Genomic DNA, 16,079 nt, shown 5'->3' with positions numbered 1-16,079 from the left:
CTCAAGGATGGGCCGTCAGGCTGATGTGCCAGTGGCTCAGGTGTCCCTTCTCGATGTGCACTTTGATCGGCTTGTTCCACTCGCCCGCGCCGGGGATCTTGTCGGCCGGCGCGGCGGAAAAACGCCCGTCGACGAGGGCCAGCTTGACGAAGCTGGGGCCGATGTGGATGATGCGCGTGCTGGCCGGCGCCGCTTCCTGGGCCAGCATGGCGCGGTTCGCCGCGATCCACGCCAGCAGGGTGGCCAGTTTCGGCTTTTGCGCGGGGTTGGCCACCACTTCCGCCTTCGCATCGGTGATCAGCTTGTGGATGGCGACGCCATCTTTATGGCCGCCCAGCGCGTCCGTGTAGCCGCCCGCGCCATCCGCGTAGCGCAAGTCGATCTGCTGGCCGTCACTGTGGCCGAGGTGGCGCAGGATGGAATCGCCCGCCGCCGTTTGTGTCACATGCTGGCCACTGATGTCGTCAAAGCGGTAGGGCTTGCCCGCCAGCCAGGCGATGGCCAGGCGCGTGGCCCAGGAATCGCCGCCCGCATCGCGCGTGCCGTAGCGCCGCGCCGCCAGCGCCGCCTCGTCGTTGGCCAGGTACAGGGGGGTGTAGGCCGTGTCGCCCTTGAACTCCACTTGCCCCCCTTCGGCCGGGTCGGAACTGGCATCGACATTGTCGATGCTGCCTTTCAGTCGCAAGGTGACGACGGCCTTCTTGTCGAGCTTGGCGCCGGCAAAGGCGGGCAGCACCAGGCCGGGGAATTTCACTGTGCCGGCAGTCTTGGTATTCGTTTGGGACAATAAATTCTCCGTGCTGAAGGCGGGATCGCCGCCGCCCGACGAGATGCCGATGTTGACTTCCGTAATCGTTGCCGCCGCCGGCGTGTAGTGCAATTCCAGCGGCAAGGTGTGCGTGGCCGTGGCCGATCCTTGCGACACGGATACATACGGCCCCGCCAGATTGCCCGTCAGCTTGATCGGCTGCAGCACGGGGTGGGCGGCCTGGTTCGGCGAGCTGAACTTCGCCAGCGTCACCTTCAAGCCCTTGCAGGCGAGGCTCAGTTCCACCGTCGTCACGGTGGCCAGGGCGCTGTCGCCGATATTCGTGGCGCTGACGTTGCCGCCCAGGCTCAAGGCTCCAGCCTCGGTTTGCTTGCTGACGTCGACGCACTCCGCCCTGACGATGGTGCCTTGCGTGAAGTGCGTCTGGTTGACGGCGCCCGCGGCGGCCAGGTTGACGCCGGGCAGCCCCGTCACGGCGTACGACCAAGTATCGTTGTACTGGCTTTGCGCCGTCGTGTAGGTGGGATACTCGGCCGTGCTGACGGTGATTTTCACGCCCACGTTTTTCGTGCCTTTCGGTACCGTGAAGGCGACGGGCGTCGTGATGGTCTGGTTTTGCGCGGCCGCCGTGGCCGTGAACGTCTTGCTGCCCTCGTCATCCTGCGGCGTGGCGTCGCCCGCGGCGCGCGGGCCGGCGGGCACTTCGCGCGCGCGCGGCCCGGCGCCATCCTGCGTGACGCTGCCCGCCACATAGGTCTTCGCCTCGGCGCGCAGGGCCAGGCCGGCCCCGTACGGGTAGACGATGCCGACGTTGACGCTGCTGCTGTTCTCAAACACGACGGCGCTGACGCTGACCACGTTTGGGTGGACGAGGTCGTTCAAGGTCAGCTGGTAGGTATCGGGCAGCACGCCATCGAAGTGGAAGGCGCCCGTGGCGTCGACCATGGCCACCTGGCGCTGGTGGTTGTTATAGCCGGCCAATAACATTTTCTTGCCGGCCAGCCCCGTGGCATTGCCGCCTGCCGGCGTGCGCAATTGTCCTTGCAGCACGATGCCGGACTTGATGACGATCAAGACATAGCTGGCCGTGAATTCACCATCCTGCGAGACGAAATTGAGGTTCAGGTCATAACTGCCGTTGGGCAAAGATGCCAGCAACTGCTGCATGGCCGTGGCGCTGATGCTGAAGGTGCCGCTGGACGCATCGAACGTCCAGTAGGCTTTGAGGCTGATGGCCAGGCCATTCGGGGTCGACAGCAGGCCGTCGCTGTCATCCTGCAGCGCCATCGGGGCCGCGCCCATCAGGCGCAATCCCAGGGCGCCCGGCTGCAGGCGGTTGTTCGGCCCCAGTCCCGTGATGGCCAGCACGGGCGCCGCGGAAGGCAGGTTGCCATCGTCGTCCGGCTCCACATAGGTTTCCACGGCCGTGGGCAGTGCCGTCTGGATCAGCAAGTCCAGGGTGGTGGTCTTGCCGCCCTTGCTGAGGGTAAATTGCGCGTGCTGATCCACGCCCGTGTCGCCAGGCGTGGAAAAGCGCAGGCTGCCGTCCTGCAGCAGCACGTCCGTGACGGCGCCGCTGGTCTTGACGCTGTCGGCGCCGTCGGGAAAGCCCAGCCCGGCCAGCGGCAGCACGACCACTTGCGCGGGCCGCACGGGGGCGAGGACGAGGCCGGCGCCGGTGCTGAAGGTCCACGTCAGACCGGCGCTCTGGAAGGGGATGTTGCGCTCGATGCGCAGGGTGATGGTGTCGGTGGGCGTGACGGTGGCGCCCGCGCCGATGTTGCCGGCCAGCACCTCGCCATCGATGATGGTGCTGCCCGCCGGGGCGCTGGCCAGCACGGCTTGCACATTGCTGGCCGTCTCGCCGCCATTGTTGCGGATGTGCACGCGATAGGTGTAGTCCCACGCCGTGCGGCTGACGCGCTGCTCGGCCACTTTTTCCAGCAAGGTCACTTCCAGGTCTCCGGCGGCCTGGACGGTGGTGCTGGTCGCGGCGGCGGCCAGCATGACCTTTGGCGCGGGTGCTTGCGTGGGATCGTTCGGCCCGCCGCAGGCGCACAGGCCCATTGCCAGCCCTGTGGCCAGCGCGGCGCACGCCAGTTGCCGGCGCCGCAGGCAGGCCATGGCCAGTACGCCCGCCAGCAACAGCCATGGGGTGGAGGGCAGGGCGACGGCGGCCGGCTGCGTGATGCCCGGCTCGAGCTCGACGAAGGAGACAGGGTCGAGGATGGAAAACGGCTGGGCGCCTGGGCTGCCCGCGCCCAGGTAATCGAAGGTGACGGAAAAGCCCGTGGCCGTGCCGCCGGGCGCGATGCCGCCGGCCAGCGCCAGCGCGTCGAGGTAGCCGTCGCCTGGAATGGCTGGGTCGGGCTGCACCAGCAGCACGTCCCAGCCTGGCAGCGTGGAGACGCTGTGCAGGTTGGCGTACTGGCCCACGCTGAAGAACAAGGTGAATTCCTCGATGGGAATGGCAAGCGTGGTATTGCTGACCGTATAGTCGTAGCGCCACTGGGTGCCGCCCAGCGATGTTGCCGTGTAGCCGATGCTGGTGGCGTGCGCGGCAGACATCACACATAGCAGCAGCGCCAGCAGCGCCTGTTTGATAAAGCTCATGATCGTTCCCCCGTTGACTGGCGCCAAGCGTGCCCAGGCAGGAGGTCAAGCAGGAAGCGTTCCTGTATCAATTATGCTGTAAAAACAAGGGCTTGGCTGATACGGGCGGGAGCAGGTGTCAAATCTGCCGACACAGGTCTTTATGGCTGAGCCTGTCAGCGCTGTCCTACCCGTCTTGTCTAAACTGTCTGATTGTATGCCTTGCGGAAACACGCGATGATCGTGTCCATGCTGAAACAGCCAACCAGTCCGACGGAGTATGCGATGCAAAAGCCAGGCCAGTCCCTCCACGTGAACAAGCCTTTCCTGCTGATCTGCCTGTTTACCTTCTCGACCCTGGCGGCCACCTGGATGACGACGGTCGAGGCGCCGGCCAGCGACGCCGCGCCGGCGCCCGTGGCGCGCGATGCTGGCCATGGCGCCTTGCCCATCTGCAGCAGCGACGCCCTCACACTGTCGGTACGCTGCCAGCCGCAGCCCGCGCGCCAGGCTTGAGCGCACCCTGCAGCCGCTGCTGCAGCAAGGCCAGCACGGCCGCTTCTTCCGGCGCCAGCGCCTGTAAATCGTCCTGCATCTGCTGCCGCGCCCGCGCGCGCATGCCTTCCAATAAACTGCCATCCAGATACGATTCCAGCACGGCCGGGTGCACATAGCACTTGCGGCAGATCGTCGGCGTGTTGCCCAGCTTTTTCGCCACGGACTCGATCGCCTGCACGATGTTTTTCTTCGCTTGCGCATCGGAATCGACCTGTTCGAACGCCTGCAGGGCCAGTGCGGCCAGCAGGGTGCCGGACCAGGTGCGGAAATCCTTGGCCGTGTAGTCTTCGCCCGTCACCTCGCGCAGGTAGTCGTTGACGTCGCCCGAATCGACGCCATGGCGCGCACCGTCCTCATCGACATATTGAAACAGTTCCTGTCCCGGCAGTTCGCGCATGCGCTGCAGCACCCTGGCCAGGCGCCGGTCGCTCAGGCGGATATCGTGGCGCACGCCGCTCTTGCCCTTGAAGTGAAAGGCCACGGCGCTGCCGTCGACCTGCACATGGCGCGTGCGCAGGGTGGTCAGGCCGAACGATTTGTTTGTGCGCGCGTATTCTTCATTGCCGATGCGCATCATCGTCAATTCCAGCAGGTGGACGATGGTGGCCAGCACTTTTTCACGGGGCAAGCCCGGCAGCTGCATGCCGCGCGCGACGGCGGCGCGGATGGCTGGCAGGGCGCGGCCAAAGCTGAGCATGCGCTCGTATTTCACTTCGTCGCGCACCTGGCGCCAGCGCGCATGGTAGCGGTACTGTTTTCGGCCGCGCGCATCGCGTCCCGTCGCCTGCAGGTGGCCGTTGGCGTGCGGGCAGATCCACACGTCCGTCCAGGCCGGCGGTATGGCCAGCGCCTTGATGCGCGCCAGGGTGGCGGCATCGCGCAGGATATGGCCGTCCCCGTCGCGGTAGCGGAACTTGCCGGGCTTGCCCAATCGGGCGATGCCGCTTTGATGGTCGCCCGTGTAGCGTAGGCCGGCCGCGCGGGCCGTGGTGGTGGCGGATATTTCCATGGATATAAGGTACCTTGCACACCGCGCACCTGCAGCGCCGTTATGCTAAGGTGCGCATTCGTAACGCCGTGCGCGGCACAGACAGGAGCAGCAGATGTTTGGCAGAAAAAAGAATCTGGAAGAAGACCACGCCCCCCAGGCCGACAAGCAGTATGAAAAGAAATACACGGATGACAGCTTCTGGGACAAGGTCGTCAAGTTCGCCAAGACGGCGGGACGCGAAGTCATCGAAAAAGCCCTGTGGCTGTACTACGCGGCGCAGCAGCCGAATACGCCGCTGTGGGCCAAGACGGCCATCTATGGCGCGCTCGGCTATTTCATTTCGCCCATCGATGCGATTCCCGACATCACGCCCGTGGTCGGCTATGCGGATGACCTGGCCGTGCTGGCGGCGGCCGTCGCCACGGTCGCCACCTACATCACGGCCGAGGTCAAGGAACGGGCCGCCGAAAAACTGCACGGCTGGTTCGGCGCCTAGCCAGCAGGAGCGGGCTGGCCCGGCTGGCCCGCTTGTCCCTTGACGGCGTTGCGGTACTTGGCCCTGGCCTCGGCCCGCTTGACCGCCTCGCTGGCGATGTTCTGTGCCTTGATGCGGGCTTTTTCACTCTTGCTGCGCTGTTGCGCCACGTCCTTGTTGCCGATGCGGTTCGTCATGCTGGTCTCCTCGTTGAGTGTCAAGTCTGACCAGCACAGCATACTTTCTTGCTTGTACGCTACCGTGCGCCCGCTCACACAAGCGGCATGCCTACCGCGCCAGCACGCCGCTGCCGCCATGGGCCAGCAGGCGCAGCACGACTTCTTTCTGGAATGAACGAAACTCCTTGTCGGCGCTGACGTTGGCGAAGGCCAGCACGGCCGTCTTGCTGGCGCGGTCCACGCAGACGACGGACGCGGCGCCCGGGTCGCCGCCGCTGTGCGTGGCCAGCGGCCTGCCATCGACGTCGCGCAGCAGCCACACCAGGGCTTGCCGCACGGATGCATCGGCGGGCGAGACGGCGGCCGCTTGCGGCGCGAAAAACAATTGCAAGGTGGCGTCCTGCAGGTAGCGGTGGCCATCGACCCGGCCGTTATTGCTGAAGATGGCCAGGAAACGGGCGAAGTCATGCGCCGAGCTGCGCAGCAGGCCGGCCGGCCAGTCCGGATAGCCGACGGGCGGCAGCACTTGCAGGCCCGGTTCCTTGTGCGCATACGGCTGGGCCACGACGGCGCGCCGCGGCAAGCCGGCCAAATTCCACGCCGTGCTGTCCATGCCCAGCGGTTCGAACAGGTGCTCGTGCGCAAAGGCGTCGAGGCCGTCGGGGTTCAAGCGGCCCACCAGATAGCCGAGCAGGGCGATGCCGACATTGCTGTAGCGCCATTCCGTGCCGGGCCGGGCGGCAAACGACACGTCCGCGTCATACCAGGCGCCGCCGCGCGACAGATAGCCCTTGACGAAGTCGCGCAGGGGCAATCGCGGGTCGCCCTGCACGGCAAAGGCCGTCGTCTTTTCGTACACGGCGTCGGAAATGCCCGAGGTGTGGCTGAGCAAGTGCCGAAAGGTGATGGGCACGTCGGGAAACTTCGGATGCATGAGCGGGAAGTCCAGATAGGCCGCCACCTTGTCGTCGAGCTGGAAGGCCCCCTGTTCCAGCAGCATCATGACGGCCGTGGCCGTGACGAGCTTGCTGACGGAGGCGACATGGAACACCGTGTTGGCATCGGCCTTTTTGCCGCCCTGGATGTCGGCCCAGCCATAGCCGCGCGCGAAAATGGTCTGTTCGCCGCGCACCACGGCCACGCTCATTCCCGGCGTTTCCGTGCGGGCCAGGCCGTCGCGCATGAAGCCGTCAAATTCCGTTTCCCACGCCAGCCTGGCCGGATCGGTGGCGCAGCCCGTTTGCAGCAGGGCCAGTGAGACGCCCAGTCCCAGCACACTTCGTCGTTTCATCGCTTCTCTCTTTTGCCATTTTTAATGATCTTAACAATATTTCTGCCCGCCATAGGGGCAATTGACAAAACATTGCTGTGTAGCAATGACAAAGGGGGATCGCCAGCGCTTGTTTGCACCCGTTATTTGCGCCAGTAGCGCACCAGCAGCGGTTTGACCGTCAGGCCGTGCGCGACGATGGACAGGATGACGACGACCAGGGTGACGTCGGCCAGCTCGCGCGCCAGGGGGCGCGGCAAGCCATGCGCGATGGCATAGCTGAGGTAGTACAGCGAACCGATGCCGCGCACGCCGAACCAGGCAGCCAGGCCCCGCAGGCGCACGCTGGTGCCCGAGGCCAGCAAGCCGAGCATCACGCTGGCCGGGCGCGCCACCAGCAGCAGGAACAGGGCCACGCTCCACGCCTGCCAGCTCCAGGCGGCGGCCGTGACGGCGCCGCCCAGCAGCAGCACCAGGGTCAGTTCGGACAGGCGTTCCAGGTGTTCCTTGAAGACGAGCGATTCGCCGCTGACGGTCAGCGGCACGTCGCTGTCGTGCGGTTTGGCGGCGGATACGGCGTGGGTGTCCTCGGCCTGCAGCAAGCCTTGCCGGTCTTTTGGCGCGCCGGCCAGCCGCAGTTCCGTCTGGCGCAAGGCCACGCCGGCAAAGAACACGGCCAAGAAGCCCCACGCGTGCAGCCACGTGGCCAGGCCATACACGAGGGCGATCAAGCCCAGCGCCGCCAGGTCGTCCAGCATGGCGTGCTTCGGTTCCTTGGCGCGCACCTGCCAGCCCAGCCAGGCCAGCAGCGCGCCGCCGGCCGCGCCCAGGGCGATGGCGCCCGCGCTGGCCCAGAGCAAGTCGCGCCACAGCCAGGTGGCGCCGTGCGGCCCCAGTTCATGCAGGCCCAGCAAGCCCAGGCCCAGCATGACGAAGGGAAAGCCGCTGCCATCGTTCATGCCCGCCTCGCTGGTCAGGATGAAGCGCAATTGCTCGCTGTCGCCCGCATGGCGCAGCTGCACGTCGGTGGCCAGCACGGGGTCGGTGGGCGCGAGGATGGCGCCCAGCAGCACGCCCGCGCCCAGGGGCAGGCCCAGCACCCAGTAGGCGAACGCGGCCACCAGGGCCACGGAAATGGCCATCGACAGCCACGCCAGGCGCAGCGAGGGCAGCCAGCGGGCCAGGCTGAACGGCACGGGCATCTTGACGCCGGCGGAAAACAGGGAGACGAGGACGGCGATTTCCGTCAGGGTTTCCAGCAGCGGCGCCTGCCGCACCAGGTCGAAGGAAAACAGGCCAAGGAACATGGGGCCCAGCAGCAGGCCCACGCCCAGGTAAGCCATGGCCGAAGTCAATGGCAGGCGCGCGATGCTGTCGGCGCCCAGGCCGCGCGCCAGCATCAGGCAGCCGATCAGGATGAACCAGGCGGTGGTGCTCATGCGCCTTATTCTAGCGGCGCGCGGGCCAGGGCAGCGCGCCGCAGGTTTTTTATGCTTTGTGCAGCGACACGCTGTCGTTCTGCGCCTGCATGCCATGCACTTCGATCGGGTCGTGCGTGGAGCGCAAGCGGGGCAGGCTGTGCGGATAATGGGTCGTGATAAAGGCCAGCATCTGCTCGCGCACGAGGCAGCGCAATTCAAACGCCGTGCCCGAATCTACAGCGCTGATCAGGAAACGCACGCGTACGGCCCGCTCGTTCGAATCCGTCGCCTGCACCGTGCAGACGCGGCCATCCCATTGCGTGGCGGATTCGCAGATGCGCGCCAGTTCCGCGCGCAGCGGTTCGAGCGGGATGCTGAAATCGAGCCACAGGAACACCGTGCCCAGCAGTGTGGACGAGCTGTGCGTCCAGTTCTCGAACGGATTTTCAATGAACCATTGCAGCGGCACGATCAGGCGCCGCTCGTCCCACACGCGCACGACCACATACGTGCCCTTGATTTCCTCGACCTTGCCCCATTCGCCATTGACGATCAGCACGTCATCGATGCGGATCGGTTGCGAAAACGCAATTTGCAGCCCAGCAATGAAATTGCCGAGCACGGGGCGGGCGGCGATACCGGCCACCAGGCCCGCCACACCGGCCGAGGCCAGCAGGCTGGCGCCGATCTGCCGCGCGCCGGGCAGGGTCAGCAGCACGAAGGCCAGGCCCAGGATGACCACGATGGCGTGCGCACTGCGCGTGAGCACGCGGGCCTGGGTGATCAGGCGGCGCGCGCGCAGGTTGTCGGCCACATCGACGGGATTGACTTCGGAAATCGTGATGGAGAGGGCCTGGATGCATTGCATGGCCAGCCAGGTCAGCGCGATGATCAGCGCCACGCTGGCCATGTGCGACATGGCAACGAGGCCCGGCGTGTCGTCGGGCGCGCCGGCCAGCACCATGCGCAGGCCGAAGACGATCACGCACAGCTGGCTGGCGCGGAAGGCCACGCGCGTGGCGTTGGTGGTGAACGGTCGGCCATTGGCCAGTCTTTTCAGCAAGCCGATGCCGGCCCGGTGCACGCCGATGGCGACCACGGTGACGAGCAGGGCGGAAACGAGCACGGTCAGCGCCGAGCGAAGCGGGCCTCCCATCAGCGAGTGGAACGTGCTGAGATCCATAGGCGAAAACTCCTTGTGTATTGGTGAAATGGATGTCGGAAGCGGGTATTTTACGGGCAGATGGCGTAACGGGGGCGTGCGTTGCCGTACGGATAAGACTTGCGTCAAGGTGGATACTGGACGAAATTGCTGCGCTGCGCCATGTCACGTTGACGTTTCAATATGGAAAGCAAACGGGCGTCGCCGCAGCGGAAACATAGTCATACTTGCCATGCTTTTTGTTTTTGCAAAGGAAAACGATGATAGTACGATCACTCCGAATGTCCTTGCGCTTCATCCTGCCACTGGCCCTGGTGCTGGGACTGTTTGCTTATATCGTAGTACCCCTGCTCGACAACATCACCCTGCGCTGGTATGTGCGCGATCTCGACAGCCGGGCGGAATTGCTCGCTGGAACCCTCCGGCCCTCGCTCACCGAATACCTGCCCGCGCAAGACGCCAGCCGCATCAGCGAACTGTTCCAGGGCGCCACGCGCGACGAACGCCTGATCGCCATCGGCTTTTGCGACAACGCGGGCCACTTGCTGTACCAATCCGCGCAATACCCCGCTTCCATCGGTTGCTGGAGCACGCCTCCCACCGGCGGCCTGTACAAATCCCTGGCGCAATTGCCCCAAGGCCAGGTCCACCTCAGCGAAACGCCCGTGATGCAGGATGCGTCCCAGCTGGGCCGCCTGGTGCTGGTGCAGGACATGAGCTTTGTCGAGCGCCGCAATACGGATACCAAACGTTTTATATTTGCTTTCCTGGCCGTGCTGGCCGTGCTGATTTCCCTGATGACCGTGTTCGTCGCGCACCTGAGCTGGCGCGGCTGGCTGGCGGCCGTCAAGGATATTTTACGGGGCGAGTTGCTGCCGAAGAGTAATGGCGCAGTGGCCGCTGCCGCACCCGCCGCCGCGCCCGCGCCACCGCCGGAAATGCAGCCGCTGATCGGCGACTTGCGCGAATTGCTGCAGGAATACCATTTGGAACGCCAGGGCGATAACGGCTGGTCGTCCGACTGGACGCCGGACAAGCTGCGCGCCTTGCTGGAAGCGGACTTGTCGGGCGACCAGGTGCTCGTCGTGTCGAACCGCGAGCCGTACATCCACACCAAAACGGAGACCGGTGTTGCGGTGCAGCGTCCCGCCAGCGGCCTGGTGACGGCCGTGGAAGCCGTGATGCGCGCCTGTTCCGGCACGTGGATCGCGCATGGCGCCGGTTCCGCCGACCGCGAGACGGTCGATAAACTCGACCACGTGCCCGTGCCGCCCGACAATCCCAGCTATACCTTGCGCCGCGTGTGGCTGACGGACGAGGAAGAGCAGGGCTATTATTATGGCTTCGCCAATGAAGGCATGTGGCCGCTGTGCCATATCGCCCACGTGCGCCCCGTGTTCCGCTCGTCCGACTGGGAGCAGTACGTGAAAGTCAACCGCCGCTTCGCCGACGCCGTGATCGCCGAAGCGAAGACGGACAACCCCGTCGTGCTGGTGCAGGATTACCATTTTGCCTTGCTGCCGCGCATGGTGCGCGAAGCCTTGCCGAAGGCGACGATTATCACCTTCTGGCATATCCCCTGGCCGAACTCGGAATCGTTCGGCATTTGCCCTTGGCGTGAAGAAATCCTCGACGGCTTGCTGGGCAGCACCATCCTCGGTTTCCACACGCCATTCCACCGCAAGAATTTCCTGGAAACGGTGGACCGCTACCTGGAAACCCGCATCGAACCCGAAGCGTCGACGATTTCCTACGGCGGCGAGATGACGCAGGTCGAGGATTATCCGATTTCCATCGCCTGGCCGGAAGACAATCCGGCGCAGCCCGACGTGGCCACGTGCCGCGCGCAAATCCGCAGCGAACTGGGCGTGGCGCCCGACCACTTGCTGGGCATCGGCGTGGATCGCCTCGACTACACCAAAGGCATCGTCGAGCGCTTCCAGGCGGTCGAGCGCATGCTGGAACAGCAGCCTGGCATGGTGGGCAATTTTACCTTCGTGCAAATTGCCGCCCCCAGCCGCGCTTCGCTCGATGAATATCAAAGTTTCGACGCCCGGGTGCGCAAGATGGTCGAGCGCATCAACCGCCGCTTCGGCAGCGGCAACTATGTGCCCATCCTGCTGAAAGCGGAGCACCATGGCCAGGACGATTTGCAGCGCTATTTCCGCGCTTCCGAAGTGTGTATGGTGACGAGCTTGCATGACGGCATGAACCTGGTGGCCAAGGAATTCATCGCCGCGCGCGACGACGAGCTGGGCGTGCTGGTGCTGAGCCAGTTCACTGGCGCCGCGCGCGAGCTGCACGAAGCGCTGATCATCAACCCCTACCACATCGAGCAGGGCGCCGAAGCCCTGTACCGCGCCCTCGTGATGCCGCCCGTGGAGCAGCGCGAACGCATGAAAAGCATGCGGGCGCGAGTCAAGCATTTCAATGTCTACCGCTGGGCGGGGCGCATGCTGCTGGACGCGGCCCGTTTGCGCCAGCGCGACAAGGTCATGACCAAGATCGACGCCCACAGCCGCATCAAGCGGCGCAAGGGGATCTGATGGACGATACACCTGACGATAGTGCGGCTTTGCTGCAGCTGCTGGGTGCGCCTGGCAGTGCCGTTTTCCTCGACTTTGACGGCACCCTGGTCGACCTGGCGCCCACGCCCGACGGCGTGCGCCTGGAAGGGGGCGTGGTCGAAGCGCTGGCGCTGCTGGCCGAGCGCCACGGCGGCGCGCTGGCCCTCATTTCCGGCCGTCCCATCGCCCAGATCGACGCCATGCTGGCGCCCTTGACCTTGCCGGTTGCCGGCGTGCACGGCGTGGAGCGGCGCGACGCCGATGGCGCGCTGCATGTGGCGGCCACGCCCGACGTCTCGCCCGTGCTGGCCCGCGCCCGGGCGCTGGCGGCGATATATCCCGGCTTGCTGGTGGAACACAAGCGCGGCGCCGTGGCCCTGCATTACCGGCTGGCGCCGGAACTCGAGCAATTGTGCGTACACGAAATGACGGCGGCCGTGCAAGCGTGCCCGGGGGTATTGCTGTTGCATGGCAAAATGGTCCTGGAAGCCAAGCCGGCCGCCACGGACAAGGGTGGCGCCATCGCCGCCTTCATGGTGGAGGCGCCATTCGCCGGCCGCCGTCCCGTGTTCGCGGGCGATGACACCACCGACGAGGCAGGCTTTGCCTTTGTACAACAAGCAGGCGGGCAGGGCGTGAAAGTGGGCAAGGGCCCCAGCGCCGCCACCCTGCGCCTGGCCAGCCCGGGCGCCTTGCGCACGGCGCTGCTGGCCGCGTCCGTATCCCCCTTCAAGGAGTAGCCGATGACCATATCCCCAGAACAAGCTTATGACGCCCCCGGCGGCGTGCCCGCGCAAGCGTCCCTCAACTGCGGCGTGGTGGGCAATTGCGCCTTCAGCGCGCTGATCGACCAGGCGGGGCAAGTCGTCTGGTCGTGCCTGCCCCGTTTCGATGGCGACCCGGTCTTCAACGGCTTGCTGGACGCCACGGAAAACGGCAGCGTGTGGGCCATCGACATTGAAAACTTTGCCCGCAGCGAGCAATTCTACGAGCCGAACACGGCCGTGCTGCGCACGCGGCTGTACGACACGCAAGGGCGCGGCGTGGAAATCACGGACTTCGCGCCCCGATTCCTCAGCCGCGACCGCATGTTCCGCCCGCTGATGCTGATCCGCCGCGTCCGGCCGCTCGACCACGCCGTGCGCATCCGTGTTCGCCTGCGCCCCCGCTACGACTGGGGCAAGCTGGCGCCGCAGATCACGCAGGGCAGCCACCACATCCGCTACGTGGGGCCGGAACAGACCTTGCGCCTGAACACCGATGTATCGCTCAACTATGTACTGAGCGAAACGTACTTCGTGCTGGGCGGCACGGCCAACTTCCTGCTGGGTCCCGATGAAACCCTGGCCGGCGGCATCGACGAGACGGCGCGCATCTTCGAAAAGGAAACCATCAACTATTGGCGCACCTACACGCGCCGCCTGGCCGTGCCGCTGGAATGGCAGGACGTGGTCATCCGCGCGGCCATCACCCTGAAACTGTCTTTATATGAAGACACGGGCGCCATCATCGCCGCCATGACCACCAGCATCCCGGAAGCGCCCGGCAGCAGCCGCAACTGGGATTACCGCTACTGCTGGCTGCGCGACGCCTTCTTTGTCGTGCGCGCGCTGAACAGCCTGTCGGAAGTGGGCACCATGGAAGAGTATTTGCGCTGGCTGACGAATATCGTCGCCCGCTCGAAAGGCGGGCACATCCAGCCCCTGTACGGCATCGGCCTGGAAGAGCAGTTGCCCGAATCCATGCTCGACCACTTGCCCGGCTACCGCGGCAATGGCCCCGTGCGCGTCGGCAACCAGGCGCAGGAACACTTCCAGCACGATGTCTACGGCAATATCGTCCTGGGCGCGGCGCAGGCGTTTCTTGACCATCGCTTGTTCCACCGGGCGGGAAAAGCCGAGTTCGCCGCGCTGGAAGCCGTGGGCGACCAGGCCTTCAAACTGCACGCGGAACCGGACGCGGGCATGTGGGAGCTGCGCACGCGCGCCAGGGTCCATACCTCGTCCATGCTGATGAGCTGGGCCGCCTGCGACCGCCTGGCCAAGGTCGCGCATAAACTGGGCTTGCCGGACCGCGCCGACCACTGGAACAGCCGCGCCGTGCTGATACGCGAGAGATTACTGCGCGAAGCGTGGAGCGAGGAGCGCCAGGCCTTCGCGGAAAGCCTGGGCGGGCGCGACCTCGACGCCTCCGTGCTGCTGATGGCGGAAGTCAACTTCATCGACCCCATGGATCCGCGTTTCATCGCGACAGTCGACGCGCTGGAAGCATCGCTGTGCGACGGCCCCTACATGCGCCGCTACGAAGCGCCCGACGACTTCGGCAAACCTGAAACGGCCTTCAACATCTGCACCTTCTGGCGCATCGACGCGCTGGCGCGCATCGGCAGGAAAGACGAAGCGCGCAAAATCTTCGAGACCATGCTGCTGGCGCGCAACCACCTGGGCTTGTTGTCGGAAGATACGCATCCCGTGACGGGCGAGATGTGGGGCAATTTCCCGCAGACGTATTCGATGGTGGGCCTCATCAACTGCGCCGTGCGCTTGTCAGCGCCTTGGGATAGCGCGGTTTAATCGTACCGTGTCATTCCGCGCCAGGTCATCACCCGCCTTGGTGCGCCAGAACACGAAATGCCGAATGGCATCTACACTGATCAATATGAAATATCGAGATGACGACCGAAAACGACATTTTAGCGACAATAAATGACAGCACTTTTCTTGAGACTATTTTCCAGAAAGAGACTGATTGGGATGCTGCATTGGACGACAGGGAATCTGCTGAGTTTGATGGCGCATGGTGTGCCAGCTACGAAAAAGTGAGCTCATCTTGTCCATCTGAAGGCGCCCAAGTGAAGGAGATCAGGGAGATCGCATTCAAGAAAGTGTATCAAGTCACTGAAAATTCCGACCTTGCTGGCTACGTGTCGGACGATATGGGCTTGATTGCGCAGGCATGCCAGAATAAAGTCGAGATCGACTTTATCGACAATCTCTGGAAAACCTATATGCGCGGAGAGTTTCCAACTTGAGTTGATACAGGCATGCTCGCGGCGCTCCTGCGACGCTATTTCAGTTGCCAGTTGCGCGCTCGCCACGTCCATACAATCGGCACTCCGCCGCCAGGGCCAGCAAATTCGGGTCGCGCTCGCGGCTGCTCAGCATCAGCAGGGTAATCTGCTGGTGCGAGCCGTAGCGCGCGTCCAGCGGCAGCAGTTCGATGCGCGAGCTGAAGGCGCGCACGCGGCCCGGCAGCAGGCTGTAGCCGATGCCGCCGCTGACCAGGTTGATCAGCGAGAAGATGTCGCCCACGCGCATGGCCGTGTCGGGCACGAATCCCGCCAGGTCGAACGCGTGGTTGAAGCTTTGCGAGGTGACGAAACCTTCGTTCAGGGTGACGAATTTATCGTTGCGCAGCTGCTGCAAGTCCACCGATGCGGCTCCCGCATACGGCGAGGCTAGCGGTGCGGCCAGGTAGATGTCGTCCTGGAACAGGGGCACGGCCACCAGGCCCGCATGCTGTTCGTCTTCCTGCACGCCGACGATGATGGCGTCCAAACGTCCATCGGCCAGGCTTTGCAGCAGTTCGCGGTTCGAGCCCAGCGTCAGGTCGATGTCGAGGCCGGGCCGGCGCAGTTTCAGGGCGATCACCAGTTGCGGGATGCAGTGCAGGGTCAGTGAATACAGCGAACCGATCTTCAGGCGCACGGGGTTGATGCCCGACATTTCGCGCACCTTGCGCACGCCTTCCTCGCACTCGGCCAGCGCGCGCCGCGCCGACTCGGCAAAGGTGTAGGCCGCATGCAGGGGGATCAGGCTGCGCCCCTCGCGCTTGAACAGGGGGCAGCGCAAGCCGTCTTCCAGCGAGTGCAGGGCGCGGTGCACGCTGACCGTGCTTTGGCCCAGCGCATCGGCCACCCTTGCCAGGTTGTTCAATTCCATAAAGCTGAGAAAAACCTCGAGCTTTTTCAGCGTGATTTCTTCGTTGATGGCCATGATCACCGTGATTATCGTGAGTTCATTAACTTCAGAGTAATGAACATGGTAGCAGGTTGATTGTCGCGGTTCCGTTTTCGCTCTATCGTCAGGCTTCGAT

General features: G+C 64.7%; 13 protein-coding genes. 6 read left to right on the top strand and 7 right to left on the bottom strand.

Translation table 11 applies throughout. The features are described from left to right. Window position 1: 1 nt before the first annotated feature. Window positions 2-3,382 carry a hypothetical protein gene (locus ACPJXG_RS15175; protein ID WP_425251550.1) on the bottom strand — a complete coding sequence of 1,127 codons (3,381 nt, stop codon included), beginning with the start codon at window positions 3,380-3,382 and terminating at the stop codon, window positions 2-4. 228 nt (window positions 3,383-3,610) lie between these two features. On the opposite strand from ACPJXG_RS15175, the gene ACPJXG_RS15170 reads away from it, so the two are divergent. Next, window positions 3,611-3,877, top strand: a complete 267-nt coding sequence (locus tag ACPJXG_RS15170) for a hypothetical protein (protein ID WP_176390634.1) — start codon at window positions 3,611-3,613, stop codon at window positions 3,875-3,877. Here ACPJXG_RS15170 and ACPJXG_RS15165 read toward each other — a convergent pair. Continuing rightward, the gene (locus ACPJXG_RS15165; protein ID WP_402718083.1) at window positions 3,831-4,928 is read right to left on the bottom strand and encodes a DNA topoisomerase IB; all 1,098 of its coding nucleotides are present in this window, start codon (window positions 4,926-4,928) and stop codon (window positions 3,831-3,833) included. The two genes, ACPJXG_RS15170 and ACPJXG_RS15165, sit on opposite strands and share 47 nt — an antisense overlap. A gap of 94 nt (window positions 4,929-5,022) precedes the next feature. Here ACPJXG_RS15165 and ACPJXG_RS15160 point away from each other — a divergent pair, with 94 nt between their 5' ends. Continuing rightward, window positions 5,023-5,406, top strand: coding sequence for a YkvA family protein (locus tag ACPJXG_RS15160; RefSeq protein WP_051958457.1), 384 nt, complete (start codon window positions 5,023-5,025; stop codon window positions 5,404-5,406). Here the strand turns inward: ACPJXG_RS15160 and ACPJXG_RS15155 are convergent. The 4 genes from ACPJXG_RS15155 to ACPJXG_RS15140 form a co-directional block, all read right to left on the bottom strand. After that, window positions 5,403-5,582 (bottom strand): hypothetical protein, encoded by a 180-nt coding sequence (locus ACPJXG_RS15155; RefSeq protein WP_176390636.1) that lies wholly within the window; start codon window positions 5,580-5,582, stop codon window positions 5,403-5,405. The genes ACPJXG_RS15160 and ACPJXG_RS15155 overlap by 4 nt on opposite strands. A gap of 91 nt (window positions 5,583-5,673) precedes the next feature. Further along, entirely contained in the window at window positions 5,674-6,855 is a 1,182-nt protein-coding gene (locus ACPJXG_RS15150; protein ID WP_425251549.1) for a serine hydrolase domain-containing protein, read from the bottom strand. A 122-nt stretch (window positions 6,856-6,977) separates the two neighbouring features. After that, the gene (locus tag ACPJXG_RS15145; RefSeq protein WP_425251548.1) at window positions 6,978-8,273 is read right to left on the bottom strand and encodes a cation:proton antiporter; all 1,296 of its coding nucleotides are present in this window, start codon (window positions 8,271-8,273) and stop codon (window positions 6,978-6,980) included. A 49-nt stretch (window positions 8,274-8,322) separates the two neighbouring features. Further along, window positions 8,323-9,438, bottom strand: a complete 1,116-nt coding sequence (locus ACPJXG_RS15140) for a mechanosensitive ion channel family protein (RefSeq protein WP_425251547.1) — start codon at window positions 9,436-9,438, stop codon at window positions 8,323-8,325. Between the two features lie 260 nt (window positions 9,439-9,698). Between ACPJXG_RS15140 and ACPJXG_RS15135 the strand changes: the two genes are divergently transcribed. The 4 genes from ACPJXG_RS15135 to ACPJXG_RS15120 all read left to right on the top strand — a co-directional run bounded on the left by ACPJXG_RS15135 (window position 9,699) and on the right by ACPJXG_RS15120 (window position 15,015). Beyond that, window positions 9,699-11,963, top strand: a complete 2,265-nt coding sequence (locus ACPJXG_RS15135; RefSeq protein WP_425251546.1) for an alpha,alpha-trehalose-phosphate synthase (UDP-forming) — start codon at window positions 9,699-9,701, stop codon at window positions 11,961-11,963. After that, a complete protein-coding gene (gene otsB, locus ACPJXG_RS15130) occupies window positions 11,963-12,724 on the top strand; it encodes a trehalose-phosphatase (RefSeq protein WP_425251545.1) in 762 nt (253 codons plus the stop codon). The genes ACPJXG_RS15135 and otsB overlap by 1 nt, the downstream gene beginning before the upstream one ends. A gap of 3 nt (window positions 12,725-12,727) precedes the next feature. Next, window positions 12,728-14,557, top strand: coding sequence for a glycoside hydrolase family 15 protein (locus tag ACPJXG_RS15125; RefSeq protein WP_425251544.1), 1,830 nt, complete (start codon window positions 12,728-12,730; stop codon window positions 14,555-14,557). A gap of 98 nt (window positions 14,558-14,655) precedes the next feature. Beyond that, window positions 14,656-15,015 carry a hypothetical protein gene (locus ACPJXG_RS15120; RefSeq protein ID WP_035818448.1) on the top strand — a complete coding sequence of 120 codons (360 nt, stop codon included), beginning with the start codon at window positions 14,656-14,658 and terminating at the stop codon, window positions 15,013-15,015. A gap of 40 nt (window positions 15,016-15,055) precedes the next feature. Here ACPJXG_RS15120 and ACPJXG_RS15115 read toward each other — a convergent pair whose 3' ends face one another. Further along, window positions 15,056-15,979: a LysR family transcriptional regulator gene (locus ACPJXG_RS15115; protein WP_035818450.1), complete on the bottom strand. Its 924-nt coding sequence runs from the start codon at window positions 15,977-15,979 to the stop codon at window positions 15,056-15,058. Window positions 15,980-16,079 lie beyond the last annotated feature (100 nt).

Origin of the sequence: Janthinobacterium sp. NFX145 (assembly GCF_049810325.1) — a bacterium.
Taxonomy (GTDB): Bacteria; Pseudomonadota; Gammaproteobacteria; order Burkholderiales; family Burkholderiaceae_D; genus Janthinobacterium; species Janthinobacterium rivuli.
Note: the sequence above shows the minus strand (reverse complement) of the source record. Positions and strands in the feature narration are given on the sequence as shown.